The sequence below is a fragment of the Microcystis sp. LE19-8.1F genome, assembly GCF_027531715.1.
GTDB lineage: Bacteria > Cyanobacteriota > Cyanobacteriia > Cyanobacteriales > Microcystaceae > Microcystis > Microcystis wesenbergii_A.
The window spans coordinates 1-17713 of record NZ_JAPZSO010000170.1; the positions used below are offsets into that span (position 1 = coordinate 1).

A 17713-nucleotide genomic window follows, 5' to 3' on the forward strand; every position below is an offset into this window, starting at 1 on the left:
GATGGGGTTAAATCCACAATATATTTTTTAGATGGCATTTTTTGGTCGCTCAGTTTTAGTTAACAATACAGGGAGCATCTCATTTATGCAAGTGAGTAATTATACTTGTCCCTAAAACTGGTTTCTAGCAAGACTTTCAAACTAAGTAGTCGTGCAAAATAAATTTCCTAGTGAAGAAAGGCACTCATGCAAAAGGCAGATATGTGTAATTAATTTTGCTTAGGTACTTAGGAGCCATAAAAGGTGAAAGTCTCATGTACGGTTCTGAATGGGAGGGAAGGTCCGAGAATAAGAGGGACGAAAAGCCGCAATCTTTTTAATGTCTCATCGCTTCTATTATTTTCATGGTTTCGACGCTGACAGTACAGACTCTTTGTAGTAAGTCAATTACTGTTTCTTTATAATCGGCAAAGCGATAGTTATTAAATCTTTCGGCGATGGTTTTATCTTTGGGTTTCTTTTCCTTATATTGATCTAAAATCCATTCTAGGGCCGAACGATTACCGAGTTTATATTCCCAGGCAATTTTGGGAATATCTTGTAGGAAGGTGATATCGTCGAGGTTGATGGAATTTTTTTCTCGGTCAGCTTTTAGTTTGGTTTTGGGTTTGAGGTTATTATTAGTATCAATGCGGGTTAGTGGGTAGGGTGCGACGGTTTCATAGTTGATGTGTAATTCCATTAGTTTGCTTCCCCATTCTACCCATTGAGAGAAGTTATCATAAAAGGGAAGTCGCGGAAATTCTCGCTTAAGATTTAATTCGTATTTACTGCGATATTCAGGGTAGTGAAGGACTGCATAAGTGTAGTGGAAGATATCGAGTTTGGTGATGGTTTTATCGTTGTAATGTTTTTGGAATTGTTGCAATCCCCAATCGGTGATATTGTCGATACGGTTTCCTTCTTTGTCGTAGTAGTAGAGGGGGAGACATTGAGTTTTTTCAAGACAATCAAGACAAGTGATTAAGTTAGTAGATAAACAATGAAATGGTTTTGAAAACCCAATTCCAGATAAACATATATATAGATCATCAGTATTTTTGTAGATTCCATACCATTGATAAGTCCTTCCATTGAAATGCTTGTCAAAGTAAAGCCATTGTTTAATGTATGGACGATAAATACTTATCAAAATACTTTCATTGTCAAACTTTTTAAATATCTTACGGCTAAGATATTGAGTTAAATCACCATCCCACTTAATCTGATTTCTTCCTTGATAATTTTCATCTTTAAAAGTTCTCTGATAAACATCGACAAAAAACCTCATCTTTGCTTCTAGCGTATCTCTTGAAAAGTCATAAACCCACTCATCTCGCTGAGTTTTAAGTCCTGACGAAAACAACTTAAACACAGCTTTCTCAGACTTGCCACTTTTTACCTCCTTATCAATCAAAGGTAGCAGTTGATTAAAGTCATTATCTGATTGATTGAGCCAATTATGTTTTTTATCTGGGATGATATGCTGGAAACTTAATTTATCAAGAGTATTTTCCCGAAAATATTCTTGTTTCTCTTCGGCTTTTGCATAATCTTGAATAGCATTATAAAAAATCTTAAAGCCTTCGGATTCCTGATTCCTGACAAGAAAATAGACAGCAATTCCTACTTTAATCTTGTCGCTGAAAACATTACCCCCCTCTCTTCGTCTCCTTTCCCCGCTATTTCGTGCATTTCCTTTCGCATCAACAATCCAAATCTCATTAAACTCGTCGGCAACTACTTTTCTAAATCCATCATAAGCCAACGCATCGATAAAAGAAGAGTTAGATACAAAAGCAATGATACCATTTTTATTTAATCGATCCGAAGCCCAACGAATAAAACGAGTGTACATATCATAGACGACAATTTGATTCTGTGCCTTACCTTCTTTGACATAACTATATTTAATGCGCTTGTCAATCTCTTCATAACTTCGATTTGCATTACCTTGATTAAAATTCTCCTGCTTGGCATTATAAGGAGGATTACCAATAATTACAGAAATATTGCGGTCATTTTGATTGTGAATCCGTTGGGTATTCTCCGCCGACATGGCAAACAAATCCATCTGCTTGATATTAGAAGAAGCATGGTCCAGGGTATCCACAAAACAGATATGCTCAAACTCTTCATACTCACCCATCTTCTGCTTATAGGTGAACTCAATATTCAAATTAGCAATATAATAAGGCAGAATTGCCACCTCATTACAGTGCATCTCATGCTTATACTTGTACCGTAACTTATCCTTCGGTAAATACTCAATCAACTCCGTTACAAAAGTTCCTGTCCCCGTCGCCGGATCTAAAATTTCTACTCCTGGATCCGCCAACAACTTCCTAAAATGCTTGTGGACTAAATAATCGACACTTTCAATCATAAAACGGACAATTTCATTGGGTGTATAGACAATTCCCAACCGGTCCGCCGCTTTCGGATTGTATGCTTTATAAAAATTCTCATAAATCGCCTTGAGAAACTTCTGCTTCTCGTGGTGGTTATAAATATTCGCCGCCGTCCGCCGAATTACCGCATAATAACGTTCAATAGTCCCTAAAGTATTGCGCTTGGTATTACCAGTAAAGAAAGTTTCAATCACTCCCTGTAATTCCCTAGCGATATTATTTTCCCGGTGAAATTGGGACTCATTAAAAATATTGATAAAAATATCCTCTGTCAGAATATGCTGAATAATCATCTCTCGCACATCTTCCAGACTAATTTCTGGATTGATTGACTTGCGACAAATCTCTAAAAATTTGTCCCGCGCTGTCACAAAATTCCGATTCGTCTCCGACTGCAACGCAATTAAACCCCGCAACGCTTCTAAAATTGTTGGTAAATCTTCCTTAAAACTATCAATCGCCTCTCGAAAATCCTCAACCTCCGGACGTACATAATTAATAAAAGCATTAATAATCCCATCCAAAGCCTCATCATCGCGCATGGAGACGCGCAGTCTTTCCTCTCCTCCTTGAATTAAAACCGCCGTCTGGGAGTCTTCAAATAAAATATTGTCATTAGGGTAGCCTTTCGCTAACTTTTTCTCAATTTCTTCGTCTAAATTATCGTATTGATCCTTACTTTCCCAATATCCCCAATCTAACCGTAAAGCATCCTTTACCGTCCCGTCAGGATAGACAACTTTTCCCGACTTAGTGCGATAATCCAACTCCGGAATTAACAAAAAATCCCGCGCCTTGCAATAGTCATTTAACAAATTCTGAAAAGCGACTCTAATCGAAGTTTCCTTGCGACTACCGCCATATTGGACAATCTTCTCAACTTCCGCCTGATACTGGCTGATTAATAATCTAGACATGGGCTTAGAGGAGGTAAATTAAGTAGTTATAATCAAATAGAAGATAGATTTTGGACTCTGATCCCCCCTGCCCCCCTTGATAAGGGGGGTGCCGATAGGCGGGGGGATCTACCCTTGATTGTCTTTAATCGGGATGACAGGATTCGAACCTGCGGCCCCTTCGTCCCGAACGAAGTGCGCTACCAAGCTGCGCTACATCCCGAAATTTTTTAGCTAAATCATCATAGCATATTCTGCCTTGAGTGGGTCGAGACTTGCTAGGATATTACAGATATAGGCAAAAATTATCGGAGTAGTTCAGGCGTGACGGTCAAACCAGAGTGGTTACGGGTAAAAGCACCGCAATGGCAGCGAGTCGGCAGTGTTAAGGAGGTTTTACGCGATTTAGGCTTAAATACCGTTTGTGAGGAGGCTTCCTGTCCCAATATCGGCGAATGTTTCCACGCGGGGACGGCTACCTTTTTAATTATGGGTCCTGCTTGCACTCGCGCCTGTCCTTACTGTGACATCGATTTTGAGAAAAAACCCCAACCTTTAGACTCCACGGAACCCCTGCGACTAGCGGCAGCCGTGCAACGTCTTGATCTTAATCATGTAGTGATCACTTCTGTCAATCGCGATGATTTGGCTGATGGGGGTGCTAGTCAATTTGTCCGTTGTATCGAGGAAATTCGCCGCATTTCCCCAAAAACCACCATCGAAGTGCTGATTCCCGATCTTTGTGGCAATTGGCAGGCTTTAGCTGCAATTCTTGCCGCTAAACCTGAAGTTTTAAACCACAATACCGAAACTGTTCCCCGTCTCTATCGTCGCGTGCGTCCCCAGGGTGATTACCAGCGTTCCCTAGAATTATTGCAGCGCGCTCGCGCCATTGTTCCCGCTACCTACACAAAATCGGGCATTATGGTGGGATTGGGGGAAACCGACGAGGAAGTGCGGCAAGTAATGCGCGATTTACGGGCCGTCGATTGTGATATTCTCACCATCGGGCAGTATCTGCAACCATCGTCAAAACATCTCGGTGTCCAGGAATTTATCACCCCCGAACAGTTCCACGCTTGGCGCGAATACGGGGAATCTCTGGGATTTTTACAAATTGTTGCGAGTCCCTTGACAAGAAGCTCTTATCATGCTGAACAAGTCAGAGCCTTAATGAATTTGTACCCGCGAGAGTCTTGAGATGGGGCAGCAATTGCTCAAAAGCTCGTCCTCGGTGGCTAATTTTTCTTTTTAATTCGGGAGACATTTCCGCAAAGGTTAAAGCGTATTCGGGGACATAAAAAATCGGATCGTAACCAAAACCACCCTCACCCCTAGGACTGGTTAAAATTTCTCCCGTGCAGATTCCTGTGGCGCTCAAGGCAATCTCACCATCGGGACGGGCGATCGCAATTACACAGACAAAACGGGCCGAACGATCCTGATTATCTCCTAATTCTCTGACGAGGCGATCGATTCTTTCTCGATCATTTTTACCATAGCGGGCCGAGTAAATCCCCGGGGCATTTCCTAACCCGGTTACTTCCAATCCCGAATCATCGGCGATCGACCATTCTCCCAATGTTAGGGCAATTTGAGCAGCTTTTAAATAGGCATTTTCGGCAAAAGTCGCCCCTGTTTCCTCTATCTCTAAATCATCGGGTTTTAACTGCAATTCTAGGTCGATATCGGTTAAGTATTCCCCTATCTCTGCTAATTTACCCGGGTTACTCGTGGCTAGAATTAATTTTTTCATCGGCATTTTATCTCAGTGATCAGTGATCAGTTACCAGTTATCAAATATGAGGTTTCAGCTTACTAGACCTCCAGCTAAGTAGCTGGTTATAATTAAATTAAAAATGGATTTTAGGTTCGATCCCCCCTGCCCCCCTTGATAAGGGGGGTGCCGATAGGCGGGGGGATCTCCCCTTGATAAGGGGGGTGCCGATAGGCGGGGGGATCTCCCCTTGATAAGGGGGGTGCCGATCCCCCCTTAATAAGGGGAAAGTTTTTAATACCTACCTACTTAGGGCTTGCTGAATAAATGTGAAATATAGACGAGGTAAGGGTTTTAGGGTTCTGTTTTGCTCTCACAGGTGCAAGATTTTGAGAGAATCTTCGTTCAAAACCTTGCGTCTTCATCGGCCCGTGTCCTGTAGGGGCGAAGCATTCGGGCAATAACCTATCGGTGAAACCGTAGATTTTCTATCCGAATGCTTCGCCCGTACTTTTTCAGCAGACCCTACTTAATATTATCTCAAGACTAAAAGTCTTTCTGGTTGATTAACCCGTATTTTTTCAGTGAATTGCAGATATCTACTGATAACTGATAACTGTTTACTGATAACTGATAACTGATTACTGTTTACTGATAACTGATAGTCCCGCTAACATTTGAGCGTAGGGAGTTTCGTGGAGGTGGGCCTTATTGACAGCACCAAAAAGGGTTAATTTGTCGATAATTACCGATTTCATTGCGGAAATTGCCTCTCCTGCGATTTCTAATAAATCCTTATCCTCTGGCCCGCAAATTTCCCGTTTCAGGGACTGCATATAGGCTTGACGCACTTCCGTATTAACATTAAATTTGCAGACTCCTAACTGGATCGATCGCCCGATCATTTCTGGGGGTAAACCGGAAGCACCGTGTAAAACTAGGGGAATAGACAGAAGTTGTCGAATCCGGTCCAGGCGATCGAAATCGAGACGGGGCGGACTTTTGTACTCGCCATGGACATTACCGATAGTTACGGCCAGAGAATCCACTCCCGTCGCTTCCACAAATTGCACTGCTTGCTCTGGATCTGTCATTTTAGCCTCTTTTTCGGCAATAGTTAACCCGTCCTCAGTGCCGCTAATTCGGCCGATTTCTGCCTCCACCACAGCCCCGTATTCGTGAGCTAGACGGGTCATTTCTTTGGTAAAAGCGAGATTATCTTGGTAGGGAAGATGAGAGCCATCGGCCATAATTGAGGTCATCCCCGCTTCTAGGGCCTCGTAGATGTCGCTGGCTTTAGTGCTATGGTCAAGATGGACCGAGATAGGAACCTTGGCCGAGCGAGCGGCCTCTAAACAGAGAGCGACGAGGGTAGAACTGCCATAACGCAAAGCGCTGGGGTGAATTTGCAACATAGCGGGACTACGGCAATCCTCGGCGGCACTAATCACCGCTTTGACTCCTTCTAGGTTATAAACATTAAAAGCTCCGATCGCATAGATATTTTTGCGAGCGGTTTCGAGGAGTTCCTGAGTAGAAGCGAGCATAATATGGAAAATAACCATTGATACTGCCCAATTTTACCTTAATTAGGGCTGGCTTCTAGAGGACAAATAAAAGGGCAGCCATGGTCAAAATCGCTACAATAATACATAAAATCCTAATTGCGAGGAAAGCCTATCGATACCATCTTCGGCAATACCCAGGGACTGAAAGCCAGTCAGATGAAACAGCTACAAAGGCTGTACCATGAACGCTTACCCATCGATACTCTCACCACCCCAGAATTCGCCCAAAGACTGGCGGCTATTAGTACCGATATTCATCAACCCCTCTGCACTTATATCAACCGTCGCGGCCAGGTAATTCGTGTGGGAGTGGGAACCCCCCGACAAACCCAATTTTCTCTCTTGGAACTACCCCGCTACGGTTCCGAACGTCTTTGCGGAATTCGTTGTATCGCCACGGAACTCAAGCAGGAACCGCCAAAAGAATCCAGTTTAACCGCCATGGCTCTGCAAAGATTAGACGCACTGGTGATCTTAACCCTAACCGGCACAGGCATGATCCGTCGCGGTGGTGGGGCGACCGGTTATGTGGAGCAGGTCTATCTGGCGCATCTCATACCACAAAGTCAAACAAATGTCAATAGTAATATATACTGGTCTGTCTCCCCGCCCTTAAATCTAGAGGATTTAAGCAAACAGGACTTTTTAGAGTTAGTGGAAGGACTAGAGGCGGAGTTTCAGCGCGAATTTACCGCTATAACCGTTGATACAGCCGAAGATCGGGTGCTATTGGTTGGTTTAATGACCGACAATATGAGCGATCGCCAGTTCGAGGACGGTTTAAGCGAATTAGAACGTTTAGTTGATACCGCCGGGGGCAAAGTTTTGCAAGTCACCCGACAAAAACGGGATCATCCCCATCCTCAAACAGTGATCGGTTCGGGAAAAGTGGCAGAAATCGCCCTACAGGTGCAAACTTCCGGGGCTAATTTAGTTGTATTCAATCGGGATCTTTCTCCCGCCCAAATTCGCAATCTAGAGAACCAAATCGGGGTGAGAGTGGTCGATCGCACCGAGGTGATCCTGGACATTTTCGCCCAACGGGCCCAATCCCAAGCGGGTAAACTACAGGTAGAATTAGCCCAATTAGAATACACTTTACCGCGTCTCACCGGGCGCGGATTAGCCATGTCGAGATTAGGGGGAGGAATTGGCACTCGCGGACCGGGGGAGACAAAATTAGAAACAGAACGCCGAACTATTCAACGTCGTTTATCCCGTCTCCAGGATGAGGTGGATCAACTGCAAGCTCATCGTTCCCGTTTACGCAAACAACGGCAAAAACAAGAGGTAGCCAGTGTGGCGATCGTCGGTTACACCAATGCGGGAAAATCTACTTTAATTAATGCTCTCACCGCTGCCGAAGTTTATACCGCCGATCAACTGTTTGCTACCCTCGATCCCACCACCCGACGCTTAACTATTACCGATCCCCTCACCCAAGCATCTCACCCCCTCTTACTAACCGATACGGTGGGTTTTATCCATGAATTACCCCCCTCGCTGGTGGATGCTTTTCGGGCAACTTTGGAGGAAGTAACGGAAGCAGACGCCTTACTCCATCTGGTGGATCTCTCCCATCCAGCTTGGGAAAGTCAGATTGCCTCGGTGTTAAAAATCCTCTCGGAGATGCCGATTCAAACTGGTCCAATGTTAATGGTGTTTAATAAGTTGGATCAGGTAAAAAGCGACGATTTGGAAATAGCTAAGGAAAAATATCCCCAAGCTGTTTTTATCTCGGCTATTCGGCGGCTAGGATTGGAAACTTTAAAACAAAAGTTAATCGATTTAACCGCTTAGGTAGGTGGGTGGAATTAAATATAAAATGAACGTAGGTTGGGTTGAAGCATGAAACCCAACGCCCGATTATGTTACGCTACCGCTAACCCATCCTACAAATAATTGTGCCTACCTACTTAAGTAGGGTTGGCTGAATAAGTCTGTTGGTGGGGTTAGGAGTCAGTAGCCGGTCGTCAGGAGTCAGTATTCAGGAGATTATTTTTATTTATTCTCCCCACTTCATTCATAATTCCTAATTCCTAATTCCTAATTCCCACTGATAACTTAGTAACTATGCAAACAATCTTTCAGCGCATAGGCTACCTGTTGTTGTTCCTCAAAGCTTAAATCGGGAAACATAGGTAAAGATAACACTTTTTCACTGGCCAATTCAGCCACGGGTAAATCACCTTTTTTATAGCCTAAATACTGATAAACCGGCTGTAAATGTAGGGGAATCGGATAATAAACCATAGATAAGACATCTTTTTCCTGCAAAGCCGCCCGAATTTGGTCACGATTTTCCGTTAGGATTGTGTACTGATTCCAAACGTGCTTACCCCCGGCTAAAGCGGCAGGTAAAGTGATATTAGGCAAAGGTTGCAGTAATTCCCGATAACGTTGGGCAATCTCGATCCGTTGATTATTCCAAAAATCGAGGTATTTCAGCTTAATTTGCAAAATAACCGCTTGAATGGCATCTAAGCGGCTATTCACCCCGATTACCTCGTGGAGATAACGCACCTTGCTGCCGTGTTCTTTAATCATGCGAATTTGTGCCGCTAACTCAGGGTTATTAGTGGTGACAGCCCCACCATCGCCACAACCGCCTAAATTTTTGGTGGGAAAGAAGCTAAAACAGCCAATATCGCCGATACTCCCCACTTTCTGCCCATGCCATTCTGCTCCCGTTGCCTGAGCGCAATCCTCAATCACCAATAAATTATGAGAACGAGCGAAATTTACCACCTCAGACATATTGACAGATTGCCCAAAAAGGTGTACTGGAATAATAGCCTTAGTTTGGGGAGTAAGCGCTTTTTCCAACAGTGCCACATCGAGGTTAAAAGTATTAATATCGATATCGACAAAAACCGGCACTGCCCCGACTAAATTAATCGCTTCGGCGGTGGCAATAAACGAAAAAGTAGAAGTAATTACTTCATCCCCCGCTTGAATACCGAGGGCGCGCAGTGCCAGATAAAGGGCATCGGTTCCCGAATTACAGGCGACACAATCGCTAACACCATGATAGAGGGCAAATTGTCGTTCTAATTCGCTCACAGCTTCGCCACCAATATAGCGCCCAGAACGGAGGATTTCTAAAACGGCATGGTTAGCTTCTTGGCTGATGACTTGGTATTGACGGGATAAATCGACGGGGGGAATTGTACTCACGCGCTTTCACTCAAATTAGAGACTAATCGGGATTTGTCGGCGAAAAAAAGCAATAATTAGTCAAAAATAATTATAAACTTGCTATTTATAGATGAAGTGTCCTTTTAATTTGTTTCTTTTATTTTTATGGATGGATTAGTAGAACTAAATCTGGTGGATTTGGGTTGGGCTTTGGGGATGATGGGTATTTGTTTACTCCTCTCCCGTTGGTCAAATTTAGCTCTAGAGGGACAATTATTATTAGCGACCGGTCGATCGATCCTGCAATTATTAGTGGTAGGCTACGTTATCGCCGTTATTTTTTCCCTCGATAATCCTCTAGCAGTGCTGGGGATTTTGGCAGTGATGATGACTATTGCGACTATTGTTGCTAAAAATCGCATCGATAGCCGGGATAAAGCCCTATTACCGCTAGTTTTCGGCTCTTTATTAATTAGTAGCTGTCTAACTTTAGGTTATGCGATCGCTTTAATTATTCAACCAGAACAATGGTACTCACCCCAATACTTGATTCCCTTGACGGGAATGGTGTTAGGGCAAGCGATGAACAGTGCCTCTTTAGCCGGGGAAAGATTAAGCAGTACGATTAAAAGTCACCGTTTGGAAATCGAAACCCATCTTTGTTTAGGGGCAACCCCTCAACAAGCGATCGCATCTTACCAAAAAGAAGCGATTCGAGCTAGTTTAATCCCCACCCTCAATCAGATGATGGTGGTGGGTTTAGTCAGTTTACCCGGAATGTTCACCGGACAGGTATTGGCAGGAAGTGAACCTTTAAACGCCGCTTCCTACCAGATACTGATCCTGTTTATGATTGCCCTAGCTAACCTAATCACCGCTCAATTGGTGACAGAGGGAATCTATCGGCGCTTTTTCAGTGAGAATTTGTCACTGCTCAGTTAACTGATTTAGCCTTTCCACTTGCTGGCGACGACTTCAGCGAGATCAACCACCCGTTGGGAGTAACCCCATTCGTTATCGTACCAAGCGATAACTTTCACCATATCGCCACCCATCACCATCGTTAGACTAGCATCGATGATCGAGGAAGCATCAACACCGCGATAATCAGAGGAAACGAGGGGTAAATCATTATATTCGAGAATTCCTTTCAAAGAATTTTCCGAAGCTTCTTTGAGGACTTCGTTTACCTGTTCCGCGATCGTGCTTTTTTCCACTTGCGCCACTAAATCCACCACAGAAACGTTAGGAGTGGGTACCCGCAGGGCGATACCGTTAAGTTTCCCTTTCATGTCGGGGATAACTAAGGCTACAGCTTTAGCGGCGCCGGTGGAGGTGGGAACGATGTTAACGGCGGCGGCGCGAGCGCGACGCAGATCCCGGTGACTAGCATCCAGAATCCGTTGATCACCAGTGTAACTGTGGGTGGTGGTCATCGTCCCTTTGATGATGCCGAAGTTTTCGTGAATCACTTTGACGACAGGAGCAAGACAGTTGGTGGTACAACTGGCATTACTGATGACGTTGTATTTATCGTGTTCGTATTCGTGAGCGTTGACACCAACCACATAGGTTCCCACACCCGCACCCTTACCCGGTGCGGTAATGAGGACTTTTTTAGCTCCTGCGACAATATGCTTAGAAGCACCCTCTTCATCGACGAAAACACCGGTAGCTTCGATCACTAGATCTACACCCCATTCTGCCCAGGGCAGATTGAGGGGATTGCGATCGGAATAACATTTAATGGTTTTACCGTTAACAATTAAAGAATTATCATCGGCATCGATATTAGCGTTAAGTTTGCCTAACATCGAGTCATATTTGAGCAGGTGAGCGTTACTACGGGGATCGGATGTATCATTGATCCCCACTACCTCCAAGCCACTATTAGTCCGTCCTAACCAACATCTTAGGAAATTACGTCCAATCCGTCCGAAACCATTGATCGCTACTCTAATCACTGCTGCTTGCCCTCTACGTTTTAGTGCAATACATAAAAAAATAATTAATGTTCCCAATCATACCTTAAAGGTTGAACTTTACGATCCCGATCGGAAATAATTTATTAGCTCACCATTCAGGAGACAGGAGATAGGAGACAGGAGACTCCGAGACAGGAGACTCCGAGACAGGAGACTCCGAGACAGGAGATTATTTTTATTGATTCTCCCCACACCCCACACCCCACACCCACACTCCACACCCTACACCCCACACCCAAACCCCACACCCCACTTCCCACTTCCCACTCCCAAAAAAAAGGAATTGGGAGAAAAAAAATTAATTCTGCGTCAAGGATTTTGCAAGGTGACTGGGCAACATTTTGGCATTCTGCTCAAATGCCCCTATCATGAGGTTGACTTTACTACCGATCGAGTTTAAAACTTATATAATCGTGGGTCTGAGGAGTGAAAACAGTGAAAAAAGTTAATTTTAACGGCCAACCTTTCCATTTTATCGGTATTGGCGGCATTGGGATGTCAGCCCTCGCTTATATCTTAGCCAAACGCAATTTACCCGTGTCTGGCTCCGATTTACGTCCTACTCATATCACCCAAAGGCTACAGGGAGCGGGAGCGCACATTTTCCACCGTCAAGAGGCCAATAATTTAGCTGTATTTCATTCTCCGGTCCCTCAAAACAGTAGCCAAACAGTTCCGCAAGTAATCTGCTCCACGGCGATTAATGACCATAACAAGGAATATCAAGCGGCCAGAGACTTAGGATACCCAATTTTTCACCGTAGCGACGTTTTAGCGGCTTTAATAGCTGATTACGACAGTATCGCCGTCGCTGGCACCCACGGCAAAACCACCACTAGCAGCCTCATCGGTTACGTTTTGTTAGAAGCGGGATTAGACCCCACGATCATTGTCGGTGGTGAGGTGGACGCTTGGGAAGGTAACGCTCGTCTTGGTCAAGGTCGTTTTTTGGTGGCAGAGGCCGATGAGTCCGATGGTTCCCTAACCAAACACGCCCCGAAAATCGGCGTAATCACTAATATTGAGCTAGATCACCCGGATCATTACCATAATTTAAGCGAAGTTATCGATACTTTCCATGAATTTGCCAATCAGTGCCAGATTTTAGTCGCTTGTTTAGATTGTGACACGATCGCCGAGCATTTCCGTCCGACAATCAGTTATAGTCTCGATCCCGAAAAAGGTGCCGATTACACCGTCAGCGAGATTATCTATGAACAGGGAATGATGAAAGCTGCCGTCTGGGAAAAGGGCAGTTATCTGGGACAAATGGAAGTGAAAATCCCAGGGCAACATAATATTAGCAATGCTTTGGCAGTGGTGGCCATCGGACGTTATCTCGGTTTAGAATTTGCTGTTATTGCCGATGCGATCGCTACTTTTGCCGGAGCAAAACGCCGTTTTGAACACAAGGGAGAAGCAAACGGCATCACCTTTATCGATGATTATGCCCACCATCCTAGCGAATTGTTGGCCACGTTAGCGGCGGCAAAATTGAAGGTAGAAGGCAAACAGTACCAACGTTCGATCGCTATTTTCCAACCCCATCGCTACAGTCGCACCACTGCCTTTTTAGAGGAATTCGGCTCCGCTTTCAGTTCCGCCGATGTGGTAGTCTTAACGGATATTTATAGTGCTGGGGAAGTGAATATCAATCACGTCACCGGGCAGCAAGTGGTCGAACAGGTGAGAAAACACCATAAAAACGCCTACTATCACCCTGAATTGAGTTCTTTAGGTCAATTCCTGCTAGAAATTCTCCAACCAGGGGATCTAGCCCTCTTCCTCGGTGCTGGCAATCTCAATCAAGTTATCCCCGAAATGCTCTCTCTTTACCGCGAACAATTAGCAGTTAGAGTATAGGAGTCAGTTATCAGTTATCAGTTATCAGTTATCAGTTATTAGTTATCAGTTATTATGTTTACTGATTACTGATTACTGTTCACTGAAAATGCTCCCCAACCCCCTAAAACCCTATGATTAAATCCTCTGTTTCTCTAGCTGATTTCACTTCCTACCGGGTGGGGGGAAGAGCGCAATGGTATGCCGAACCAGTTAATCTAGAGGAATTAAGAGAAGTGTTCGCTTGGGTGCGATCGCAAGATTTACCCTTGACTGTTTTGGGGGCTGGTTCAAATTTACTAATCAGCGATCGAGGTTTACCCGGACTTGTTCTCAATACTCGCCATCTGCGATCGAGTTGTTTTGATGCCGAAACTGCTACGATTACAGCAGCGGCGGGGGAACCCCTGCCAAAAATAGCTTGGAGAGCGGCAAAAAGGGGCTGGAGGGGCCTAGAATGGGCGGTGGGTATCCCCGGTACGGTGGGGGGGGCTGTGGTGATGAATGCGGGGGCGCACACCTCCTGTGTGGCGGATCGATTAGTGCGGGCGCTGGTATTAAATCCCGATGGTCAGTTAGAAACTTTAAGCAAAGAAGATTTAAATTATAGTTATCGCAGTTCTTCTCTGCAAGGGAATCAACGTTTAGTTGTCGAAGCTACATTTCAGTTAGAAGCTACCGATAATCGCGAGGAAATAATGGCAATTACTACCCATAATTTACTCCATCGCAAAAGTACCCAACCCTATGATCGTCCTAGTTGTGGTAGTGTTTTCCGCAATCCTAAACCGCAATTTGCCGGGGCTTTAATTGAGGAAATGGGATTAAAAGGTTATCAAATTGGTGGGGCGCAAGTATCAGAGTTACACGCTAATTTTATCCTGAATATTGGTTCAGCAAAAGCCTCGGATATTCTGCGTTTAATTCGCCATGTGCAGGAACAAGTGTTCGATCGCTGGTCCCTCTGGTTAGAACCAGAGGTGAAAGTTTTAGGGGAATTTGACGGGATTTAACTATTTTTCTCGATAACGGTTGAACTCAGCCGCGATGGGTTGGAGTGCGACGGCAAATATTTTTATAATCCTCTAGCATGGTGCGTTCCCCAAAAATCTATTGGTGGAGCAGTAGAAGTTGCATTAGGGAACGCACCCTACGCGATCGGCGATCTGCTATGCAGTGACTTCGGCATCGCACTGGGGTGTTGAGTCCGTCGGCTGCAAACCCTGGTTAGACAACTGATAGCCGTTTGACTTTGATATTGCCAATTGTCTGCTCTGCTTGCCATAGATCGTATTGCATTTGCTGATTGAGCCAACTTTCAGGAGATGTATCGAAAGCTTTCCCTAAGCGAATTGCCATTTCGGGGCTAATACCTGCCCTACCATTTAAGATGGCAGATAGGGTTTTTCGACTTACACCCAATGCTTCAGCAGCCTCAGTCACAGTCAGATTCAAAGGTTCGAGACAAAGTTCTTTAAGAACTTCACCAGGATGTGGTGGATTATGCATTTTCATCAGTGGTAGTCCTCAAGATCGACATCACAAGCATCAACACCGTCAAAGGTGAAAGTGATCCGCCAGTTTCCAGATACTCTCACCGTCCAGGTTCCTTTACGTTGCCCTGCCAGTTCATGAAGTACCAACCCGGGTAAGTTCATGTCTTGCGGTGAAGTCGGTGTGCATTGGGGTTGTTAGACCGCGCTGCTACGGCAATGCATTCTTATTAAGAGTTAGAATTGCTGTAAAAACTAACCCTTCTAATTCTAGAATCGTCTAATGGATATTCATTACATTAATCAAGGAAAGCGTGGAAAAGTAGGTCTTTGCAATATTTGTAAACAATCAGCTTCTCTAAGCTGGGATCACGTCCCACCAAAGAGAGGTTTTGATTTGAAGCCTGTTGAGCAGATCACGATTGTACAACGTTTGACTGGCCACCCTGAAGAACAGAAACGTCCTATTTCACAGAATGGTGTGAAGTATCGAACCCTTTGCGAACAATGTAATACACGCTTGGGGCGTCGCTACGACCCAGTTCTTAATAGCTTTGCTCTTGGAGTAGGCAGGATTCTTAAATCAATTGTGGAAGTTCCACCAATGATTCATTACAAGACGCAACCAGCAATATTGATTAGAGCTATTCTTGGTCATTTAGTTGCAGCGAAGGGAGTTATAGACCATAATGTTGTTGATCAGAAAATACGCGAATTTCTGTTTGATGATCAAGCTCAGATCCCTGAAGAAATTAAAATTTTTTACTGGATTTATCCATATGAAGAAATTGTGGTTGTTCGTGATGTCATTATGCCTGCGGTCAGAGGAAACTTAAGTGAATTTAGTGAACTTGGAACCTTTAGCATCCTTAAATATTTTCCAGTAGCTTACGTGGTTTGCAATTTAGAACAATATGAAGGACTCGACGAATTAACAACCTATCGTGATCTCAAGCTAGAAGAGACTGCTGAGATTCCACTTCGCTTAACTGACATAAAACATTCTGAATGGCCAGAGATGATTGATGAGGGAAACTTTATGGCAGGCGGATTGAATCTAAACAGTTCTGTTCACGCTCGCCCAAAAAAACCAAAAGCATGACTTCCCCACAAACAACTTTTGCATACTGTCTCAACCGAGAATTGGCGGTCTAACTATTGATTATACGGAAAATTTCCGTATAACACTCCTAAAAGTAATGATATGGGTCAACTTTCGGCATCTCACCCCATTTAGGCGCGATCGCCAGAACTTTTCCGTATATCACACCCAAAAGCGTGTTAGCCAGATTAGCCTACTGCTAGTGGAGCGGTAGGAGCCACATTAGGGAACGCACCCTACAAGATCGGCGATCACACTGATTAGCTTTCGTCGGTCGGAGTGCATTGGGGTTGTTATGCCGTGTCACCAACAGATATGATGCGCCAATCACCTTATGGAATAAACAACCGACCAGCCCCCATATAGTCTTGGATATCGATCACAATTTCTACAAGCCTTTCAACGCAGCGTTCTCGATAGTCAGATTCATTGACCCTATCCGGATCGCCAATCGTAATGATCGGAAATGAAGTCGGTTGATTTTCTTCACGCATTACTTGTTCCAACGAGTCTTCACCCTTCGCATTCCGGTTTGCCGTAAGTAAGAGCATCCCGTTGGTTTGGGCAAATCTCCAAACTACTCGATCATTGCTGTCTGCGGGTAAGCCAACGTCTTCAAATGTCCTCAACCGAATTAGAGCGAGATCTAATAACCCGCTAACAACAAGACTTCCAGAGATCAGAATTGCCTGCCGATTCAAGTTGTAATCAGCCAGAACAATCATTGCTTCTTCGCTTCCCGCTTTGCTCTCCGTTCCTGAAGTTTAGCTCTAACCGCTTCATAGCCTGGACGAGGAGGAGTAGCAGCGATCCGAGCAAAACGTTCGCGATTCCTCTCTTCCCAAAATTGTTTAGTTTCTGCGGCAGTCTTTAAAACCTCCTGATACTCTGCTTCCACTTCTGTTCGATGTGTTTCAATGTAGGAAAGGGCAGCATGAATCTGAGCATCTGTAAGATTGAAGGCATCACGAATAAACTTGGGTGGATACTGAGCTTTGAGATAATCGATTACGTCATACAGAGTAATACGAGTATCCGCAATTGTAAGCCCTCGCTCTGTGCGGATTATAGCTGTTTGTCCATTCGATGCCAGTGCCATAGCAGTCTTAGCTTTTAATCATTTAATTCCATAGTAGCGCACAAAAAAAGCAAGGGGAACCAACGCCCCCTAACGACTGATTCACAAAATCCTTAATCCTCAACCCAGACCTTCAAAATGTATTTCAGCCTCGTTCCTGCATCTAGCCAGTAGTGAACTCCAACATCTGGCAGTTCAGTATCATTTGTGTGAGCGTCACCCCGTCCTATGCCATCATCAAAGGGAGTAATACGGTGTTTGGAAACCTCTTTGTGGAATTCCACCCGTGTTATTCTTGCTCCGGTGCAAGGAAATTTATCGTCTCCTCGCTTGCCAAGCATACCAGATTCGTAAGTTCTCGAAACATCAACTGCTAGTCATTCAGCCATAATAAACCTCCTTTTTTGCTGTAACTTTTCCGTATATCACGCCCAAAAGCGTGTTAGCCAGATTAGCCTACTGCTAGTGGAGCAGTAGGAGCCACATTAGGGAACGCACCCTACA

15 protein-coding genes and 1 tRNA gene are annotated in these 17713 nt (G+C 44.5%); 6 read left to right on the top strand and 10 right to left on the bottom strand.

Features of this window, described 5'->3' with window-relative positions:
* Positions 1-316: 316 nt before the first annotated feature.
* Together O9334_RS16370 and O9334_RS16375 are read right to left on the bottom strand one after the other, a co-directional pair.
* Positions 317-3307: a type ISP restriction/modification enzyme gene (locus tag O9334_RS16370; protein ID WP_288001225.1), complete on the bottom strand. Its 2991-nt coding sequence runs from the start codon at positions 3305-3307 to the stop codon at positions 317-319.
* Positions 3308-3435: 128 nt separating this feature from the next.
* Positions 3436-3509 (bottom strand) — tRNA-Pro (locus O9334_RS16375).
* Between the two features lie 71 nt (positions 3510-3580).
* Between O9334_RS16375 and lipA the strand changes: the two genes are divergently transcribed.
* Positions 3581-4486, top strand: coding sequence for a lipoyl synthase (gene lipA / locus O9334_RS16380; protein WP_502846545.1), 906 nt, complete (start codon positions 3581-3583; stop codon positions 4484-4486).
* Here lipA and rdgB read toward each other — a convergent pair.
* Both rdgB and O9334_RS16390 read right to left on the bottom strand, forming a co-directional pair.
* Positions 4449-5042: an RdgB/HAM1 family non-canonical purine NTP pyrophosphatase gene (gene rdgB, locus O9334_RS16385; protein ID WP_159293754.1), complete on the bottom strand. Its 594-nt coding sequence runs from the start codon at positions 5040-5042 to the stop codon at positions 4449-4451. The genes lipA and rdgB overlap by 38 nt on opposite strands.
* A gap of 602 nt (positions 5043-5644) precedes the next feature.
* A complete protein-coding gene (locus tag O9334_RS16390; protein ID WP_288001232.1) occupies positions 5645-6568 on the bottom strand; it encodes a class II fructose-bisphosphate aldolase in 924 nt (307 codons plus the stop codon).
* A 99-nt stretch (positions 6569-6667) separates the two neighbouring features.
* Here O9334_RS16390 and hflX point away from each other — a divergent pair, with 99 nt between their 5' ends.
* Entirely contained in the window at positions 6668-8371 is a 1704-nt protein-coding gene (hflX, locus tag O9334_RS16395; protein ID WP_080754295.1) for a GTPase HflX, read from the top strand.
* Between the two features lie 264 nt (positions 8372-8635).
* Here hflX and O9334_RS16400 read toward each other — a convergent pair whose 3' ends face one another.
* Complete coding sequence (locus O9334_RS16400) at positions 8636-9748, bottom strand: DegT/DnrJ/EryC1/StrS family aminotransferase (RefSeq protein ID WP_288001237.1); 1113 nt, start codon at positions 9746-9748, stop codon at positions 8636-8638.
* Between the two features lie 126 nt (positions 9749-9874).
* On the opposite strand from O9334_RS16400, the gene O9334_RS16405 reads away from it, so the two are divergent.
* Positions 9875-10651, top strand: coding sequence for an ABC transporter permease (locus O9334_RS16405; RefSeq protein ID WP_045359500.1), 777 nt, complete (start codon positions 9875-9877; stop codon positions 10649-10651).
* 5 nt (positions 10652-10656) lie between these two features.
* Here O9334_RS16405 and O9334_RS16410 read toward each other — a convergent pair whose 3' ends face one another.
* On the bottom strand, positions 10657-11673 hold the full coding sequence (locus tag O9334_RS16410; protein WP_045359498.1) for a type I glyceraldehyde-3-phosphate dehydrogenase: 1017 nt from the start codon (positions 11671-11673) through the stop codon (positions 10657-10659).
* Positions 11674-12129: 456 nt separating this feature from the next.
* Between O9334_RS16410 and murC the strand changes: the two genes are divergently transcribed.
* Positions 12130-13557 (top strand): UDP-N-acetylmuramate--L-alanine ligase, encoded by a 1428-nt coding sequence (gene murC, locus O9334_RS16415; protein ID WP_045359496.1) that lies wholly within the window; start codon positions 12130-12132, stop codon positions 13555-13557.
* Positions 13558-13670: 113 nt separating this feature from the next.
* Complete coding sequence (gene murB, locus O9334_RS16420; RefSeq protein WP_288001243.1) at positions 13671-14549, top strand: UDP-N-acetylmuramate dehydrogenase; 879 nt, start codon at positions 13671-13673, stop codon at positions 14547-14549.
* Between the two features lie 214 nt (positions 14550-14763).
* Here murB and O9334_RS16425 read toward each other — a convergent pair whose 3' ends face one another.
* Together O9334_RS16425 and O9334_RS16430 are read right to left on the bottom strand one after the other, a co-directional pair.
* A complete protein-coding gene (locus O9334_RS16425; protein WP_002767514.1) occupies positions 14764-15051 on the bottom strand; it encodes a HigA family addiction module antitoxin in 288 nt (95 codons plus the stop codon).
* On the bottom strand, positions 15051-15194 hold the full coding sequence (locus tag O9334_RS16430) for a type II toxin-antitoxin system RelE/ParE family toxin (RefSeq protein WP_004158985.1): 144 nt from the start codon (positions 15192-15194) through the stop codon (positions 15051-15053). Before O9334_RS16430 ends, O9334_RS16425 begins: the two co-directional genes overlap by 1 nt.
* Positions 15195-15312: 118 nt before the next feature.
* Between O9334_RS16430 and O9334_RS16435 the strand changes: the two genes are divergently transcribed.
* Entirely contained in the window at positions 15313-16131 is an 819-nt protein-coding gene (locus O9334_RS16435) for a hypothetical protein (RefSeq protein WP_288001245.1), read from the top strand.
* Between the two features lie 332 nt (positions 16132-16463).
* Here the strand turns inward: O9334_RS16435 and O9334_RS16440 are convergent, their stop codons facing one another.
* Together O9334_RS16440 and O9334_RS16445 are read right to left on the bottom strand one after the other, a co-directional pair.
* On the bottom strand, positions 16464-16856 hold the full coding sequence (locus tag O9334_RS16440; protein ID WP_002791850.1) for a hypothetical protein: 393 nt from the start codon (positions 16854-16856) through the stop codon (positions 16464-16466).
* Positions 16853-17230: a DUF433 domain-containing protein gene (locus tag O9334_RS16445; RefSeq protein ID WP_002778608.1), complete on the bottom strand. Its 378-nt coding sequence runs from the start codon at positions 17228-17230 to the stop codon at positions 16853-16855. Before O9334_RS16445 ends, O9334_RS16440 begins: the two co-directional genes overlap by 4 nt.
* Positions 17231-17713 lie beyond the last annotated feature (483 nt).